The sequence below is a fragment of the Bradyrhizobium archetypum genome (genome assembly GCF_013114835.1).
In the GTDB taxonomy this organism is placed as follows: Bacteria; Pseudomonadota; Alphaproteobacteria; order Rhizobiales; family Xanthobacteraceae; genus Bradyrhizobium; species Bradyrhizobium archetypum.
The window spans coordinates 51,164-67,500 of sequence record NZ_JAAVLW010000005.1 but is presented as its reverse complement, the minus strand read 5'-3'; the positions used below and the strand labels follow the sequence as shown (position 1 = coordinate 67,500).

General features: G+C 62.1%; 15 protein-coding genes and 1 pseudogene. 10 read left to right on the top strand and 6 right to left on the bottom strand.

Annotated elements, in window-relative coordinates:
* Positions 1-31 precede the first annotated feature (31 nt).
* A complete protein-coding gene (locus HCN50_RS16630; RefSeq protein WP_171710762.1) occupies positions 32-964 on the top strand; it encodes an AraC family transcriptional regulator in 933 nt (310 codons plus the stop codon).
* A 27-nt stretch (positions 965-991) separates the two neighbouring features.
* Here the strand turns inward: HCN50_RS16630 and HCN50_RS16625 are convergent, their stop codons facing one another.
* Positions 992-1,846, bottom strand: a complete 855-nt coding sequence (locus HCN50_RS16625; protein WP_311968081.1) for a catalase — start codon at positions 1,844-1,846, stop codon at positions 992-994.
* A 368-nt stretch (positions 1,847-2,214) separates the two neighbouring features.
* On the opposite strand from HCN50_RS16625, the gene HCN50_RS16620 reads away from it, so the two are divergent.
* The 4 genes from HCN50_RS16620 (at position 2,215) to hflX (ending at position 7,875) form a co-directional block, all read left to right on the top strand.
* Positions 2,215-4,548 carry a sensor histidine kinase NtrY-like gene (locus HCN50_RS16620; protein WP_171710761.1) on the top strand — a complete coding sequence of 778 codons (2,334 nt, stop codon included), beginning with the start codon at positions 2,215-2,217 and terminating at the stop codon, positions 4,546-4,548.
* A gap of 17 nt (positions 4,549-4,565) precedes the next feature.
* Positions 4,566-5,936 carry a nitrogen assimilation response regulator NtrX gene (gene ntrX, locus HCN50_RS16615; RefSeq protein WP_171710760.1) on the top strand — a complete coding sequence of 457 codons (1,371 nt, stop codon included), beginning with the start codon at positions 4,566-4,568 and terminating at the stop codon, positions 5,934-5,936.
* 302 nt (positions 5,937-6,238) lie between these two features.
* Entirely contained in the window at positions 6,239-6,487 is a 249-nt protein-coding gene (gene hfq / locus HCN50_RS16610; protein ID WP_006020546.1) for an RNA chaperone Hfq, read from the top strand.
* Positions 6,488-6,498: 11 nt separating this feature from the next.
* On the top strand, positions 6,499-7,875 hold the full coding sequence (gene hflX / locus HCN50_RS16605; RefSeq protein WP_171710759.1) for a GTPase HflX: 1,377 nt from the start codon (positions 6,499-6,501) through the stop codon (positions 7,873-7,875).
* A 6-nt stretch (positions 7,876-7,881) separates the two neighbouring features.
* Here the strand turns inward: hflX and mazG are convergent, their stop codons facing one another.
* Complete coding sequence (gene mazG / locus HCN50_RS16600) at positions 7,882-8,697, bottom strand: nucleoside triphosphate pyrophosphohydrolase (protein WP_171710758.1); 816 nt, start codon at positions 8,695-8,697, stop codon at positions 7,882-7,884.
* Positions 8,698-8,825: 128 nt separating this feature from the next.
* On the opposite strand from mazG, the gene queC reads away from it, so the two are divergent.
* Positions 8,826-9,539 (top strand): 7-cyano-7-deazaguanine synthase QueC, encoded by a 714-nt coding sequence (gene queC / locus HCN50_RS16595; protein WP_171710757.1) that lies wholly within the window; start codon positions 8,826-8,828, stop codon positions 9,537-9,539.
* On the opposite strand, the gene HCN50_RS16590 is transcribed toward queC, so the two are convergent.
* Genes HCN50_RS16590 through nthA form a run of 3 tightly spaced genes read right to left on the bottom strand, consistent with a single transcriptional unit; the run spans position 9,536 to position 11,228 of the window.
* The gene (locus tag HCN50_RS16590; protein WP_171710756.1) at positions 9,536-9,922 is read right to left on the bottom strand and encodes a nitrile hydratase accessory protein; all 387 of its coding nucleotides are present in this window, start codon (positions 9,920-9,922) and stop codon (positions 9,536-9,538) included. The genes queC and HCN50_RS16590 overlap by 4 nt on opposite strands.
* Positions 9,919-10,581 carry a nitrile hydratase subunit beta gene (gene nthB / locus HCN50_RS16585; protein WP_171710755.1) on the bottom strand — a complete coding sequence of 221 codons (663 nt, stop codon included), beginning with the start codon at positions 10,579-10,581 and terminating at the stop codon, positions 9,919-9,921. The genes HCN50_RS16590 and nthB overlap by 4 nt, the downstream gene beginning before the upstream one ends.
* A complete protein-coding gene (gene nthA, locus HCN50_RS16580; RefSeq protein WP_171710754.1) occupies positions 10,581-11,228 on the bottom strand; it encodes a nitrile hydratase subunit alpha in 648 nt (215 codons plus the stop codon). Before nthA ends, nthB begins: the two co-directional genes overlap by 1 nt.
* A 62-nt stretch (positions 11,229-11,290) precedes the next feature.
* Between nthA and HCN50_RS16575 the strand changes: the two are divergent.
* The 3 genes and pseudogenes from HCN50_RS16575 (at position 11,291) to HCN50_RS16565 (ending at position 13,500) form a co-directional block, all read left to right on the top strand.
* A pseudogene (locus tag HCN50_RS16575) lies at positions 11,291-12,051 on the top strand (PA4824 family protein).
* 69 nt (positions 12,052-12,120) lie between these two features.
* Positions 12,121-12,927: an enoyl-CoA hydratase/isomerase family protein gene (locus HCN50_RS16570; protein ID WP_171710753.1), complete on the top strand. Its 807-nt coding sequence runs from the start codon at positions 12,121-12,123 to the stop codon at positions 12,925-12,927.
* Between the two features lie 195 nt (positions 12,928-13,122).
* The gene (locus tag HCN50_RS16565) at positions 13,123-13,500 is read left to right on the top strand and encodes a rhodanese-like domain-containing protein (protein WP_171710752.1); all 378 of its coding nucleotides are present in this window, start codon (positions 13,123-13,125) and stop codon (positions 13,498-13,500) included.
* A 162-nt stretch (positions 13,501-13,662) separates the two neighbouring features.
* Here HCN50_RS16565 and HCN50_RS16560 read toward each other — a convergent pair whose 3' ends face one another.
* On the bottom strand, positions 13,663-14,865 hold the full coding sequence (locus tag HCN50_RS16560) for a M24 family metallopeptidase (RefSeq protein ID WP_171710751.1): 1,203 nt from the start codon (positions 14,863-14,865) through the stop codon (positions 13,663-13,665).
* 447 nt (positions 14,866-15,312) lie between these two features.
* Here HCN50_RS16560 and HCN50_RS16555 point away from each other — a divergent pair, with 447 nt between their 5' ends.
* Entirely contained in the window at positions 15,313-16,332 is a 1,020-nt protein-coding gene (locus HCN50_RS16555) for a TRAP transporter substrate-binding protein (protein ID WP_171710750.1), read from the top strand.
* The last annotated feature ends 5 nt before the right edge of the window (positions 16,333-16,337 follow it).

Genomic DNA, 16,337 nt, shown 5'->3' with positions numbered 1-16,337 from the left:
CCCTTCCAACTTTAAAAGTGAGATAACGCATATGGCACAGGTGGGAGCCTTCGGCGCGAGGCTCGGGCGATTCCTGCACCTGAAGGATGCGCCGCCGTCGCTGGTCACGCGTTCACTGCGCGGCGTTGAACTTGCGGTCACCGAAACGCGTGATGATAGCCCGGTACCCGGCCTTTCCGGCTCGCTGACACCGGAGGACGCCTTTCTCGTCAGTCTGAAGCTTCACGATTATCCGGACTGCGAGCTTTGGGAGCGCGGCAAGTGCATCATGAAGAGAGATGTCCGGGCCGGCGCAACCTATCTGTACGATCTCAAATGCGATCCGCGCTATGTGATCGACAAGCCGTTTCATTCCCTGTTTTTCCATCTCCCACGCTCGGCGCTCGACCGCATCGCTGAACAGTCCGGCGCGCCGCGCATTGGCGATCTTGCGTGTGATCTCGGCGTCGGCCACGACGACACGGTCGTCCGTCATATCGGCGCCTCGTTCCTGGAAGGATTGCGGCGGCCGTCCGAGGCGAACCAGCTTTTCATCGATCACATGATGCTCGCGCTGACCGCGCACGTTGCCCAGACCTATGGCGGACTGCGGCGCAATACCGAGCTGGCCCGCGGCGGCCTTGCGCCGTGGCAGGTCAAGCGCGCGTGCGAAAGACTGGAGGCCGACCTCGGCGGGACACTTTCCTTGCAACAGATCGCGGCTGAATTCGATCTCTCGGTCAGCCACTTCTCGCGCGCCTTTCGTATCTCCACCGGCCTGCCGCCACACCAGTGGCTGCTTCGCCAGCGTGTGAAGGCGGCCAGGCAGCTTATGACCGTTCGCGACCTGCCGCTGTCGGAAATTGCGGTGGCGGCGGGGTTCGCCAATCAGAGCCACTTTACGCGGGTGTTTACCTCCGTGATCGGCGTCAGCCCGGGAGTGTGGCGTCGCGAAATGCTGGGCGCGCCGGAAAGCGCAACGTGATCGGAGCACGGCAGCAGCCTCCTCCGCTCAGCGACGCGTGGTCTGCGAGATGGTGTAGGCGGCGCAGCGGGCCGCAAACATCTTGTCCGGCGGATGACCGATGCCTTCGGCCAGAGTTGCCGGATTGAAGACGGGCTCGTCGCTCGCACCGTTTGGTTCAACACCGGTGATGACGATGGTTCCGAGCCGCACTGCTTCGCGCTCGTCCTCATCCGGCCATCGGATGGTCACGTCCATGACGGGGTCACCGGGACGATCCAGCAGCGCCATTACGCTGAACCTGATATCGCGAGCCGCGATCCGGGTTTCGAGATCGTGCAGCAGCTCGGCAGGCTGTACGCTGACCTTGGGCTCCGTCGCCTGTTCGCTAACTGGCGTGACCTTGAACTTGATGAATCTGGTCTCGCCCCTTGAATTCGTGGCGGGAAACGCGTGCACGCCCCAATAGGTTGTGCAGGCAAAGCTTGCGGGAGGCGGATGCGCGGCCATGTAGCTTGCCTGATGCAGCGTCTCGGGATTGGCTACTGAGAATGCCTCGACCGTTTCCACGTCCGCCTTGCCGTCGGGTGCTGGAATGCGCGCTCGGAGGAAGCCCAACATCTGGTCAAGCGTCCTCGCGAAATGAACCGGGGCGCTCTGTGTGCACACTTCCGAGCGCTGGCCATCGCTCCCGAGCCCGAAGCTGAAGCCACGCAGCAACGTGTCGTTGGTGCCGAAGCCCCCTTCCACCGAGAAGCGCGCCAACACACGGGACGGCTTGGTGAAGCTTCGGGACTTCGTGATCTCCTTGGCCTGATCGGATGGGGCATAGGTGCCGCGAACGCATCGACCCCTGGCAAAGCTGGCACGTGCCTTTGGCGGAAGACCAGCTACCTGCTTCAGAGCGGCAACGATGGATGCAGGGCTGGCAGGGCCGCGCCGGAACTTGGGCAGGATGGGACCTCGGGTTTGAATGTTGGTCCACGTTTCTGACGCAGGACAGCTTGGGCGTCTTTCCCGAATCCCCCATGCCTTGTCCGATTTTGCGACAAAGCAGCTTCCCCGATGTCGTCACGTTGCGGCGAATTGATTAGGGAAAGACCGCATCGCGATTCGGTGTTTTGGCAATTTTACCACTTGCCTGAAAAGAATGCTCGTAAGCTACTGATATCACGAGCATCTTACTGATGCCGCATTTCGGCAACATTGTGATATGAATGCATCAGTCCGCGACAGGCGGCCTAAGCCCTTTCAGCCCACCGATTGCCGGAATGACCACCGCAGAGACCTCGGCACCATCATTCAATCCGTCGCTTACGGAATCCGGAGGAGGGATCCTGCGGAAGTGGGTGGCGCCGTTTGCGGTCGCCATCGCGCTGCTATCGGCATTTCTGACCTTCATGGTGCTGAGCGGCCTGACGCCGATCGAGCCGACCCGCAACGTTGTCTATTCGTTCCTGCTGATCAATGCGGCGACTATTCTGCTGCTGGTCGGCATCATTATCCGCGAAGTCTGGCTGGTGATCCAGGCGCGGCGGCGTGGCCGGGCCGCGGCCAGGCTGCACGTCCAGATCGTCAGCCTGTTCTCCATCATCGCCGTGCTGCCGGCGGTGCTGGTCGCGATCGTCGCCAACGTGACCATTGACCGTGGCCTGGACCGGCTGTTCTCCGGCCCGACGCGCGAAGTGATGCAGAACTCGCTGACCGTTGCCCGCGCTTACATGCAGGAGCACGCGAAGCTTATCCGTGGCGACATCTTGGGCATGGCCAACGATATTGCCCGTGCCCGGCCCTTGTTCGACCAGGACCGCCGATCGTTTCTGGAACTGCTGACCGCAAATGCGGTCGCGCGAAACCTGCCAGCAGCAATGCTGGTCGACAAGGACGGCAACATCCTGGTGACGGCGAAGACCGGCATCCAACAGGAATTCACGACGCCGCCGCAGGACTTTCTCAATAACGTCAATGAGGAAGAGCCGGCAATCGCGGTTTTCCCCGAGGCCAATTATGTGGCCGCGGTGATCCGGTTGCGCGCCTTTGACAATACTTTCCTGTACGTCGCGCGGCTGCTCGATCCGCGCGTGATCAGCCAACTGAAGCAGACTGAGGCCAGCGTCGCCGAATATGCCCAGATCGAATCCCGCCGGCTCGGCATTCAGGTGGCTTTCGCGCTGATGTTCGCCGTGATCGCGCTGACCATTCTGATGGCATCGGTGCTGATCGGGTTGAATTTTGCCAACTGGCTGGTGTCGCCGATCCGCAATTTGATGAGCGCTGCCAATATCGTCTCGACCGGCGATCTGCATGTCCAGGTGCCGGTGCACAAGTCCGAAGGCGATCTCGCGCAGCTCGGCGAGACCTTCAACAAGATGACGGCCGAATTGCGCACCCAGCGCGACGAACTGGTGAACGCCTCGGACCTGATCGACAGCCGCCGGCGCTTCATCGAAGCCGTGCTGTCGTCGGCCAGCGCCGGCATCATCGGCGTCGATGCTTCGGGCAGCGTCGGCATCCTGAACCGCTCGGCCGAGAAACTCATCGGCCATGCCGAATCGGAGACGCTGGACCATCCGCTGTCGGACGTTCTGCCCGAGCTCGACGACATGATGAAGACCGCGCGCGAGGGGACACAGCGCCTGGTGCAGGGCCAGATCACCATCATGCGCGACGGCCATGAGCGCAACCTGTCGGTCCGCGTCAGCGCCGAGCAGACCAGCCAGTCGCGCGACAGCTACATCATCACGCTCGACGATATCACCGAGCTCGTCTCCGCGCAGCGTACCTCGGCGTGGGGTGACGTCGCGCGCCGCATTGCCCATGAAATCAAGAACCCGCTGACGCCGATCCAGCTCTCGGCCGAACGCATCCGCCGCAAATTCGGCAAGGTCATCACCGAAGACAAGAATATCTTCGAACAATGTACCGAAACCATCGTGCGACAGGTCGACGACATCAGGCGGATGGTCGATGAATTCTCCCGCTTCGCGCGGATGCCAAAGCCGGTCATGGAAGGCGAGGACGTCGCCGACACCGTGCGGCAGGCGGTATTCCTGATGAAGGTCGGGCATCCCGATCTCGATATCGAGGCCGATATTAAGCAGGACCCGATGCGCGCGCAGTTCGACCGTCGGCTGATCTCGCAGGCGCTGACCAACATCATCAAGAATGCGACGGAGGCGATCGAGCAGGTGCCGCCGGAAGAGCTCGGCAAGGGACGCATTGACGTCATTGCCGCGCGGGAGAACGACGACATCGTGATCGATGTCATCGACAACGGTATCGGCCTGCCCAAGGTAAGCCGTGCGCGATTGCTGGAGCCCTATGTGACGACACGGCAGAAGGGCACCGGGCTTGGGCTCGCCATCGTCGGCCGCGTGCTGGAAGACCATGGCGGCCGCATCGAACTCAAGGACGCCTCCGATTTCCGGCCCGGGCAGCGCGGCGCCTGGATGCGGTTGCGGTTCGCCGTCTCCGGCCATGCGAAGCAGCCGTCTGCGGAAGCAAATCAACCGCGCAATGAATCAAAAGGGTCGTCCAGCGAAACCAATGAGGCGGCATCCGCGACCAATCATGAAACAAAAACCGAAGCCGCAACGGGCAACTGACAAGACAGGTGTAACCCATGGCAAGTGACATTCTGATTGTCGACGATGAAGCTGATATTCGTGACCTCGTTGCGGGCATCCTGGAGGACGAAGGCTTCAACACGCGTACCGCGCGCGACAGCGATTCGGCGCTGGCGGAGATCTCCAGCCGCCGCCCGCATCTGGTGTTTCTCGACATCTGGCTGCAAGGCTCCAAGCTCGACGGCCTGCAATTGCTCGAGCAGATCAAGAAGGAGCACGCCGACGTTCCCGTGGTGATGATCTCCGGTCACGGCAACATCGAGACCGCCGTGGCCGCGATCAAACGCGGTGCCTATGACTTCATCGAAAAGCCGTTCAAATCCGACCGGCTGATCCTGGTGGCGACGCGGGCGCTGGAGAACTCGCGCCTCAAGCGCGAAGTGAAAGAGCTCAAGCAACTGGCTCCCACCGCGAGCGTTCTCACCGGACGCTCGGCCTGTATGAACCAGTTGCGCCAGACCATCGATCGGGCCGCAAAGGCCAACAGCCGTATCCTGATCGTCGGTCCGTCCGGTTCGGGCAAGGAACTGGTCGCGCGTACCCTGCACAATGCATCAAGCCGTGCAGAAGGGCCATTCGTCGTCATCAACGCCGCGGCAATCACGCCGGAGCGGATGGAAGTCGAGCTGTTCGGTATCGAGCAGACCAACGGCGAGCACCCGCGCAAGCCCGGTGCACTGGAAGAGGCGCACGGCGGCACGCTATTCATCGACGAAATCGCCGACATGCCGCGTGAAACCCAGAACAAAATTCTGCGCGTGCTGGTCGATCAGACCTTCCAGCGCTCGGGCGGCACGGCCAAGATCCATGTCGACGTCCGCATCATCTCCTCGACGGCGCGCAATCTGGAGGAGGAGATCTCGGAAGGGCGCTTCCGCGAGGACCTCTACCACCGGCTGTCGGTGGTGCCGATCCGCGTCCCACCGCTGTCGGAACGCCGCGAGGACATCCCGGAGCTGATCGACTATTTCATGGACCAGATATCGGCGGCGACGGGCTTGCCGAAGCGGCAGATCGGTCAGGACGCGATGGCCGTGCTGCAGTCCCATGTCTGGCCTGGCAACGTCCGCCAGCTGCGGAACAATGTCGAGCGCGTGATGATTCTGGCCGGCGGCGGCCCGGAAGCGATCATTACCGCCGACATGCTGCCGCAGGATGTAGGCTCGATGGTGCCGGCGATGCCGACCAGCAACAATGGCGAGCACATCATGGGGCTGCCGCTGCGCGAGGCGCGGGAAGTGTTCGAGCGTGACTACCTGATCGCGCAGATCAGCCGGTTCTCGGGCAATATTTCGCGCACCGCCGAGTTCGTCGGCATGGAGCGTTCGGCGCTTCACCGCAAGCTCAAGGCGCTTGGGGTCGGCTGAAGGCCTAAGTGAATCGCTTGTTCGCTAAGCGCCGGATTCGCGGCTCATCTTGCTCGGTTTGCACCGATCCATGCACTTGCTTTGGAATATTTATCTCTTTCGGTGCTTTTTCGGGGAATGGCCACTGGGTTCCTGCTAGGCGGGGCCCGAACTGGCTTGCCTTAAAACCGCGCGTACCCTCTAATCAAACGGCCGAGCCACCAGAGGGGGATCTCAGGGTAAGCCGGCGAGTCGGGGCAGGCTCCGTCAGAGAGCAACAACCGGCTTAACAAGAAGAAGCACGAGACGGCGGGACAAAAACAATGGCGGCAGACCGCGCACAAAACCTACAAGACACCTTCCTTAATCACGTTCGTAAAACAAAAACGCCACTGACGATCTTTCTGGTCAATGGAGTGAAGCTGCAGGGAATTGTTACCTGGTTCGACAACTTCTGCTTGCTGCTTCGGCGCGACGGTCACTCGCAGCTCGTCTACAAGCACGCGATCTCCACCATCATGCCGGGAGCCCCGATCCAATTGTTCGAAGGTGGCGAGGATGCGCCGGCTTGAGAGTAAACTGATTGGAACCCCTCGACCGTAAAGGGAGCGCCGATCGTCCGCGGTCGGCCGAGGGTAAACAAAGCGGGCGGGTGATCGTCATCGGCCCTTATCTGCGAATGCGCCGCGGCGATGCCGACGCGCAGGCGAACGATTCCGCACGTGATTTCGAAGCCCGGCTGGACGAAGCGGCTGGGCTCGCGCGGGCCATCGACCTCACCATCGCCGATGCGCTGATCGCGCCAGTCGGTCAGATCCGGCCGGCGACCTACCTCGGCAAGGGCAAGGTCGAGGAGATTACCGGCCTGATCGCCGGCCACGATATCGAACTGGTGGTGATGGATTGCGCGCTGTCGCCGATCCAGCAGCGCAATCTCGAGAAAGCCTGGAATACCAAGGTGCTCGACCGGACCGGCCTGATCCTGGAGATCTTCGGCCGCCGCGCCAAGACCAAGGAAGGCGCGCTGCAGGTCGAGCTCGCGCATCTGAACTATCAGCGCAGCCGCCTGGTGCGGTCCTGGACCCATCTGGAGCGCCAACGCGGCGGTTTCGGCTTCATGGGCGGCCCCGGCGAGACCCAGATCGAAGCCGACCGCCGCCTGATCGGCGACCGCATCACGCGGCTGGAGAACGAGCTCAAGAAGGTTCAGGCGACGCGGCGGTTGCATCGCGCCGGCCGGCAGCGCGTGCCGTACCGCGTGGTCGCGCTGGTCGGCTATACCAATGCGGGCAAATCGACACTGTTCAACCGGCTAACGCGTGCCGACGTGCAGGCGGCCGACATGCTGTTTGCAACGCTCGATCCAACCTTGCGCGCGCTGAGCCTGCCGCATGGCGGCAAGGCGATGCTGTCTGATACCGTCGGATTCATTTCCAACCTGCCGACGCAGCTCGTCGCCGCCTTCCGCGCCACGCTGGAAGAGGTGCTGGAAGCCGATATCATTCTCCACGTTCGCGACATCTCGCATGAGGACGCGGAGGCGCAGGAGCGCGACGTCGACGCCGTGCTGCGTCAGCTTGGAATCGATCCGAACGCCGGCGGACGTATCCTCGAAGTCTGGAACAAGATCGACCGTTTCGATCCCGAGGAGCGTGAGAATCTGCGCAACATCGCGTCCCGCCGTCCGCCGGAACGGCCGTGTTTCCTGGTCTCCGCCGCGACCGGGGAGGGAATCAACGAACTGTTGACCGCGATCGAAGAACGGCTGGCGGCCACGCGCACGACGCTCGATCTATCGATCGACGCGTCCGACGGCGCGGGGATCAGCTGGCTGCATCGCAATGCCGAAGTGCTGAACAAGGAGCTTCACGACGGGCGCTTCGACATGACGGTACGCGTCGACGAGACCAAGCGCGATATCGTGGTGTCGCGCTTCGATGCAGTGCCGCGCGTGGCGTGAATTCGTTTAGCGCGCGCTCTTTGCTTCATTCCACAGCGCGTCCATTTCTTCCAGTGTTGCGCCCTCGAGTGAACGTCCTTTTGCCGCGAGCGCGCGCTCGATATGGGCAAAGCGGCGCTCGAATTTGGCGTTGGTAGTACGCAGCGCGGCTTCCGGATCGGCCCCGATGTGGCGGGCCAGATTCACCAGCGCGAATAAAAGATCGCCGGTTTCTTCAGCGAGCTCGTTGGCATCATTGCGATCGAGCGCGGCCTCGATCTCGTCGGTTTCCTCGCGAATCTTGCTAAGCACCGCACGGGGATCGTTCCAATCGAAGCCGACGGTCGATGCCTTGCGCTGCAATTCCATGGCGCGTGTGAGCGCCGGCAGCCCCGCCTTGACGCTCGAAAGCAGCGATTGGTGGGTGGTTTTCTCCGCCGGACGCCGTGCCGCGCGCTCGGCCTTTTCCTCGGCTTTGATGCGTTCCCAGGCGCTCTTGACGCCAGCGGGAGCGATATTGCCGTCCTTATCGGCGAATACGTGCGGATGGCGGCGTATCAGCTTCGTTGTGATCGCTTGGACCACGTCACCGAAAGCGAAGGCGTTTTGCTCTTCCGCCATGCGGGCGTGGTAGACGACCTGCAGCAGGAGATCGCCTAGTTCCTCGCGCAGATCGTCGAGATCGCCGCGCGTGATCGCATCGGCCACCTCATAGGCCTCCTCGATCGTGTAGGGCGCAATCGTCGCAAAGTTCTGTTCCAGATCCCATGGGCAACCCGTCACAGGCGTGCGCAGCGCCGCCATGATTTCGATAAGGCGTGAAATATCGCGGGAAGGGGTCATGGCGTTTCCGTCGCAGGGGAGGACAGGCGCTTTATGCCGCAAGCGGCGCGCCGATCCCAGTGGAACACGCTGATTTCGAGCAATTTCCACCGATTGGCGTCGAGGCGCGGGAATGCTATTGGCCCCTTATGAGCGACCAATCCTCGTCCGAAACCGCGCTGGTGCTGTTCTCCGGCGGGCAGGATTCCACCACCTGCCTGGCCTGGGCCTTGCAACGTTTTGCCCGTGTCGAAATGCTTGGTTTCAGCTACGGCCAGCGCCATGCGGTCGAGCTTGAATGTCGCGATCGTCTGCTGTCCGGCATGAAATCCCTGCGGCCGGATTGGACGGCAAAACTCGGCGACAGCCACACGCTGGAAATCCCGACATTGGCCGAAATTTCCGAAACCGCCCTGACGCGCGACGTCGCCATTGCGATGGGCGAGGACGGCTTGCCCAATACATTCGTGCCGGGCCGCAACCTGGTGTTTCTCACCTTCGCGGCGGCGCTGGCGTACCGGCGCGGCATCCGCCACATCGTCGGCGGCATGTGCGAGACCGACTACTCCGGCTATCCGGATTGCCGCGACGAGACCATCAAGGCGCTGCAGTCCGCGCTCAATCTCGGCATGGCGAAGAGCTTTGAGCTGCATACGCCGCTGATGTGGCTCGACAAGGCATCCACCTGGAAGCTCGCGCATCAGCTCGGCGGGACAGGGCTGGTCGACCTGATCCGCGAGCATTCCCATACCTGTTATCTCGGCGAGCGCGGTGCGCAGCACGATTGGGGCTATGGCTGCGGCGAATGTCCAGCCTGCACGTTGCGGGCAAAGGGCTGGCGGGAATATGCGGCGCTGGATTAGCGGCCAAAATCCCTTGGCGTCAACTCGATCGGCGCGCCGTGCGGCGTGCGTTCGGCCGCATGATCCCAGGCATCGCGGTAGCGATGCAGGAGATCCGATGTTGCGACGCCCTTGGCGGCGACCAGCGTTTCCAGCGTTGCGAGCCAGTGCTGATAGTAGGTTTCGCCCGTATCAGGATCGCCATCGGCCTGCGCGCGCTTGATTTGCGCGCCCAGCGTCTCGGCCCATTCCTTCCAGGTGAAGACACCGGCCTCGTGCAGCGCCAGCGCCATGGCGAAGGCGCGCGCCTCCCACGGCTCGCGAAACACCGGACCGTCCTCGTCGCGCGGCACGCCGGGGACGGCGACAGTCGCGCGCATCGCCTGTTGCGGCGTCAGATTCATCGTACGCGCTCCAGATAGGATTCCCAGGCATCGACGGAGACGCTGAGCGTCGGGTCGCTATCCTTGCCCCATAATTCCGGCCCGTCGAAACGCACGGTGTAGAGCCATTGGGGGTCTTCGCCGTTGCCGAGCGAGTTGGTGTCCGGGAAGACGTGGCAGCCGTGATTGAGTTCGACGGTGCCGAGATGGCCGCGGACATATTGCGGCAGCCGCGTATGCGTCACCGGATGGATGTTCTTCATCCGCACGGTCTCGCCGATCGCAAACAGCGCGGGCGCTTTCGGCTCACGTTCGGTCGGGCCACCGCGCCGGATCGCCGGCGTGACCTCATTCGGCGCGATCGGCTTGACGCCGGGCTTGGGAGGGGAGAGCACCTTGCCGGCCTCGATCTCCTCGCGCGTCACCAGCCCGCGCTCGATCATCAGCGTTTCCAGCCCGGCCAGCCAAAGCTCGAAATAGCTCTTGCTAAGGTAGTCCTCGGGTGGCCGGTTCTCGCGCGCAAACCGCGACATATCGATGTTCCAACCGCCCGGGCGTGCCATCGCGACCGTCAGCGCAAAGGCACGGCGCTCCCATTCGTCGTGAAACACCGGCTCATTCGGCTCAGGCACGACGGGACCAAAGCCCTTGACGCCGCCCATGTCATGCGCGCCATCCATCACGCAATCTCGCTCGGTTGTTTCGGCAGGCCTGTGCCGATCATGCTGTCGCGGGTGACGAGCTCGGCGAGCTGTTCTTCGCTCCAGCCTTCGGTGCCCTCAGGGCGCATCGGCAGCACGAGGTAACGGACTTCCGCGGTGGAATCCCAAACCCGGATTTTGGTGGTCTCCGGCAGCGTTACGCCAAAGTCCTTCAATACGCCGCGCGGATCGGCGACGGCGCGTGAGCGATAGGGCGCGGATTTGTACCAGACCGGCGGCAGGCCGAGCACGGGATGCGGATAACAGGAGCACAGCGTGCACACGACCATATTGTGCTGCTCGGGCGTATTCTCCACAACCACCATGTGCTCGCCCTGGCGGCCGGAATAGTCGAGCTCAGCGATCGCGGCCGTCGCATTCTTGATCAGGCGCTCGCGATAGGCCGGATCGCTCCACGCCTTGGCGACCACGCGCACGCCGTTGCGCGGACCGATTTTCTTTTCATAGAGGTCGATCAGGACGTCGAGTGCGGCGGGATCGACATAGCCTTTCTCGGTCAGGATCGATTCCAGCGCGCGCACGCGCAGTTCGGTCTCCGACAGCTCGGAATGATCGTGGCCATGGTGGTGATGATGGCCGTGGCGGTTATGATCATGGTCGCTCATGCCGTCAGGATAGGCGCAAAATCCGGGCTATGTCGAGGCAGGGACTCTGCTAGCATTCGCCGATGGGGATCAGGGCAGGGTACATCGGAGCGGCCGTTGCGGCGGGCATATTGGCCTGGCTTCCGGCCGGAGAAGCGCAGGCGGCCAACGGCGCCTATGCGGTCGACGCCGCCGACATTTCCGACGTCGGATCATGCAAGATCGAGAGCTGGCTGTCGGCAGCGTCCAACGCCGACTTTTCGGCGGTTGCCAACCCGTCCTGTGTCGTCAACCCATTCAAGCCCGTCGAACTGAGCATGCTCACCAACCGTGCGCGCAGCGACGGCGAATGGAGCACCGCGATCCAGCCGAAGGCCAAGATGAACATTGCTCCCACCGGCATTGGAAGGCTTGGCTTTCCTTTTATGCCGGCGGCTCCTTCGATGTCCTGACAGGCGAGAACCTCACCGCCTTTGCGGTGGTTCCGGCGACGTTCCGGCTCACCGAAAACATGCGCCTCAATTTCAACGGCGGTTGGCTGTGGGATCGCAGTGTCGATCGCCATTACCTGACTTACGGGATCGGCTTCGACTGGAAGTTCACGAAGACCTTGCAGTGGACCATCGAAGCCTTTGGCCAAGCTGGACAATCGGATACGCCAGGTGTGATCCAACCGCGGTTTCAGACCGGCGTGCGCTACCGGCCGAACGAGATTTTCTCGGTGGATCTGATCTATGGGCGCAACATCTCGGGCGAGAACGCCAACTGGATCACGCTCGGCACCACGATCCGTTTCCCGGCCCCAGGAGCCAAGCCGGAGCACCATCGCACGGGCCACCTGTAAGGCGGCGCTGCTCCCAACCGGCTCCTTGTGCGTTAAGATTTCTGGAAATAACGAGCAGGGAGGCGATGCATGGCCGACTTCGTGAAGATCGAAAGAGGGCTGGGACCGGATGGCCGTATCGCCGTTGTGCGTTTTGAGCGCGGCGACGGCATCAATGCGCTGTCACCGGAGGCGATGCGTCAGCTTACGGATGCCGCGCGCAGTTTTGAGGATGACGGCGAGACCTCGGTCGTGGTGCTGACCGGCGGCACCAGGTCGTTCAGCGCCGGCTTCGACCTGAAGGACCCGGAAGGCCGCTCGCGGCGAACCATGGATCTCGGCGCGCTACGGCGGCACTTGAAGCTTGGACCGAGGCTGACGCGGGCCTGGCAGGACATGGAGCAGATCACCATCGGCGCCATCGAGGGCTTCTGTGTCGGCGGCGGCGTGGCGCTGGCGGTCGCTCTGGATTTCCGGGTCATGGCCCGCGACGCGCACATGCGCGTGCCCGAAATCGGGCTCGGTATGAACATGAGCTGGCAGAGCGTGCCGCGCATGCTGCACTTGATGGGAGCGGCCCGCACCAAGCAGGCCGTGATCCTGGCCGACCAGCGCATCTCGGCCGCCGAGGCTTACGAATGGCGGCTGGTCGAAGAGGTCGCTGATCCCGGCAAGGCCTTCGATGCCGCGATGGCGCTCGCCGCCAAGGTTGCTGCGCAGCCGCCGCTGTCGGTCGCCATGACCAAGCTGACTGTCAATCGCCTCGCGCATGCGCTCGACGATCTCGCCAGCCACATGGACCTTGACCAGTTCGCGCTGGCAAGCATGACCGAAGATCACAAGGAAGGCGTCGCTGCGTTTCTGGAGCGCCGCACGCCGAAGTTCAGAGGGAAATAACGCAGTACGGCCGCGCTGGCCATTTTGTCGCGACAACCAGTGGGATTGCCACACCCAAAAATATAGCGCAGCATCCTCCAATTGCATGACCGAAATCAAATTGGCCCCTTGCAACCTGCGAGAATTGCGTGCCTCGCGGGAGCTTGGATTAGAATACCCGCCGTTGCTGGTGAGCCCAGATATGGAGAAGGCCCAATGAAAACCGTACAAGCGATGCTCGCCGAAGCCGATGCCGAAGTCCCGCGTATCAGTCCCGACGAAGCTAAGGGATTGCTGGGAAGGGCCGATGTGCTTTTCCTCGATGTTCGGGAGCCAGCGGAAGTTACCGCCTCTGGAAAAGTTCCGGGTGCCATCGCCATACCGCGCGGCCTCGTGGAGTTCAAGGCGGATCCTGCCTCAGCAATGCATGATAAGGCCTTCGACCGGACCAAGACGGTTATTGCTTACTGCGCATCCGGCGGGCGTTCCGCGCTGGTGGGAAAGACGCTGAAGGATATGGGTTACAGCAACGTACGCAATCTCGGCGGCTTCAAAGGCTGGTTGGACGCAGGCGGAGACGTCGAAAAGGGCTGAGGCGCAGGCCAACGTTCGCGCACGACCGTGCATCGCGCGACGGTCGTCGCAACCTTCAAGTCACATGGTCTTCGGTCAATAGACTCGCCGCCGCCAAGCGGCGGTCCACAGAGTTGGCGTGAAGCTGGGCCTTTTTTGACTTCAAAATCCCAACGAACAATCTCACCGCGCCAGTGCACTGCCGCCGATGTTCCAGCCGCGGCTGCCTTCGCCGAATATCTCGTAGCCTGTTGCTGTCACGGCAACCGTGTCCTCCAGTTTGATGAAACCGCGCGTCGGATGTTTCATCGTCGTTTCGATCGAGACCACCATGCCAGGCTCCAATGGCCGGCGCGCGTCCGGATCATCGTAGGGAATGGGGCCCTTGGCCGTCAGGCGAGGGGCCTCGTGGCTGACCAGCCCCATGCCGTGCGCGAGAAATTCGGTGCAGTCGCGTTGGCTCGACTGCGCGAGCAGGTTGTCCGCCGCCGCATAGATTTCGCCGCCCATCGCACCCGGCCGAACTGCGGCAAAGGCGCCCCGCTGGATGGCTTCGATTTCGGCCAGCAGATCCTTGAGCTCGCTATCCGGCTCGCCCAGCACCGCCATCCGCGCCAGGTCGCCAATATAGCCGTGATAATTGCCGCCGGAATCCAGCGACAGCACGTCGCCGCTCTGCCAACGCTCAGCGGAAGGCGCCCGGTTATGGCTGGCGCCGCAAGCCAGCAGGCAATACTCGAAGGTCAATCCGCACTTGACCTCCGCGACCCTCAGCGCGTCGAAAAGCTGCTGCTTCGTCGTGCCCGAGCCATGCTTTGCGATCACCTCGTCCATCGATTCGATAACCAGTTCCGAGGCCTTCTTCAGCTTGGCCAATTCAGCCGGCGCCTTCACGGCGCGCAGGCGTTCAAGCACAAGCAGCGCATCCTTGATCTCGCTGTCGGGTAGGGCGTCCGAAAGGGCCCTGCCAGCGTCCATCGGCAGGAATGGCATCTCGATGCCGATCCGCTTCCTCGGCACGCCCGCGGCCTTGATCAAGCCTGCTGCCAGCGAAACGGCATCCACCGAACCGTTTCCCTCGGTACGCACCTGTGGCACCCACAATGGTGCGACGGCCCTCTGATGCGTTTCCAGCCGGTGCCCGATATAGGCCGCCTTGTCAGGCGCGCCCTTCGGATAGACCACCACGGGCAAATAGCGGCTGACGCCGAGCGCGTCCATGTAATCGAAGAAGATCGCGCGCTCCGCACCGAGCAGATACTGGACATTGTGCTTGGAGGTCGCGACCAGGACATCGAGACCCGCCGCGTCCATGAGCGAATCGAGCTTGGCTGTGTCGAATGGAATGATGCGAGACTCGGTCGGATGACTGACGCGTTCCTGCATGATGAACCTCCGTCGCGGCGGTCCTTAACTAACCGGCCTCGGGGCTTTGTGTTTCGCTTGGAGACTTGCATCGTGGGCGGAAGCAGGAGTGCGCACCAGCGACGAAATGGGCGAGCTCCAATGCGCGATTGCCGTACCCCGGTCGCATCAGCCGAAATATCAAGAATTCGCATAAGGTATATTATGGAATATTTATATCTACAATTAGATCAGATATTTAGGTGGATATGCTGGCAATTCCCGTGAGCTTTGGCGTCGACGCGACCGGAATTGGCTGCCATGGACGATCCGGCTTCGCTGCCATTTCGAACGTTCCTGTTGCCGACACTTGCCGATGCTTGCTGACGCTGCAATAAGCGCGCGAGCGGCGGTGACCGCTGACGATCCCGCGGCCAGCAGGTCCGAAGCTCGGATCTCAAGAACAATAACTCTCAAGGGAGAACTGGAATGAGTTTTTCACGACGCACGCTTCTCAAGGCATCCGCTGCGTCAGCGGTTTTGGGCGGCATCGGCGCGCCATTGGTGGCCCGGGCCCAGACCGCCGAATTTACCTACAAATACGCCAATAATCTCCCGGACGGACATCCCATGAATGCCCGCGCCAAGGAAATGGCGGCGGCGATCAAGGCCGAGACCAACGGCCGGTTCGATCTGCAGATTTTTCCGAATAACCAGCTCGGTTCCGATACGGACATGCTGAGCCAAATTCGCTCGGGCGGCGTCGAATTCTTCACGTTGTCGGGGTTGATTCTGGCGACGCTGGTGCCGGCGGCGTCGATCAGCGGCATCGGCTTTGCGTTCCCGGATTACGACACGGTCTGGAAAGCCATGGACGGCGGCCTGGGCGCCCATGTCCGCGCCGAGATCGCCAAGGCGAATCTGGTGGTGATGGACAAGATCTGGGACAACGGCTTCCGCCAGACCACGTCGTCGACCAAACCGATCAACGGCCCGGAAGATTTCAAGGGCTTCAAGATTCGCGTGCCGGTCTCGCCGCTCTGGACCTCGATGTTCAAGGCATTCGATGCAGCGCCCGCCTCGATCAATTTCAGCGAAGTCTATTCCGCGCTGCAGACCAAGATCGTCGAGGGGCAGGAAAATCCGCTGGCGATCATCTCGACGGCAAAGCTGTACGAAGTGCAGAAGTTCTGTTCGCTGACCAACCACATGTGGGACGGCTTCTGGTTCCTGGCGAACCGCCGTGCCTGGGAAAAGCTGCCCGAGGATATCAGGACGATCGTGGCCAAGAACATCAATACAGCGGCCGTCAAGGAGCGCGAGGACGTCGCCAAGCTGAATGCCGGGCTGCAGCAGGAACTGGCCGGCAAAGGCCTCATCTTCAACCAGCCCAACGTGACGCCGTTCCGTGACAAGCTGCGCTCCGCCGGCTTCTACGCGGAATGGAAAGGTAAATACGGCGACCAGGCCTGGGAGCTGCTCGAAAAGTCTGTCGGCAAGCTGTCGTAATTGCA

Excerpts from the sequence above, each read along its gene's own strand:
- nthB (WP_171710755.1), bottom strand. The coding sequence starts at position 10,581 with ATGGATGGCGCGCATGACATGGGCGGCGTCAAGGGCTTTGGTCCCGTC.
- HCN50_RS16560 (WP_171710751.1), bottom strand. The coding sequence starts at position 14,865 with ATGCAGGAACGCGTCAGTCATCCGACCGAGTCTCGCATCATTCCATTC.
- HCN50_RS16565 (WP_171710752.1), top strand. The coding sequence starts at position 13,123 with ATGAAAACCGTACAAGCGATGCTCGCCGAAGCCGATGCCGAAGTCCCG.
- HCN50_RS16570 (WP_171710753.1), top strand. The coding sequence starts at position 12,121 with ATGGCCGACTTCGTGAAGATCGAAAGAGGGCTGGGACCGGATGGCCGT.
- hfq (WP_006020546.1), top strand. The coding sequence starts at position 6,239 with ATGGCGGCAGACCGCGCACAAAACCTACAAGACACCTTCCTTAATCAC.
- ntrX (WP_171710760.1), top strand. The coding sequence starts at position 4,566 with ATGGCAAGTGACATTCTGATTGTCGACGATGAAGCTGATATTCGTGAC.
- mazG (WP_171710758.1), bottom strand. The coding sequence starts at position 8,697 with ATGACCCCTTCCCGCGATATTTCACGCCTTATCGAAATCATGGCGGCG.
- HCN50_RS16630 (WP_171710762.1), top strand. The coding sequence starts at position 32 with ATGGCACAGGTGGGAGCCTTCGGCGCGAGGCTCGGGCGATTCCTGCAC.
- nthA (WP_171710754.1), bottom strand. The coding sequence starts at position 11,228 with ATGAGCGACCATGATCATAACCGCCACGGCCATCATCACCACCATGGC.
- queC (WP_171710757.1), top strand. The coding sequence starts at position 8,826 with ATGAGCGACCAATCCTCGTCCGAAACCGCGCTGGTGCTGTTCTCCGGC.
- HCN50_RS16620 (WP_171710761.1), top strand. The coding sequence starts at position 2,215 with ATGACCACCGCAGAGACCTCGGCACCATCATTCAATCCGTCGCTTACG.
- HCN50_RS16590 (WP_171710756.1), bottom strand. The coding sequence starts at position 9,922 with ATGAATCTGACGCCGCAACAGGCGATGCGCGCGACTGTCGCCGTCCCC.
- HCN50_RS16555 (WP_171710750.1), top strand. The coding sequence starts at position 15,313 with ATGAGTTTTTCACGACGCACGCTTCTCAAGGCATCCGCTGCGTCAGCG.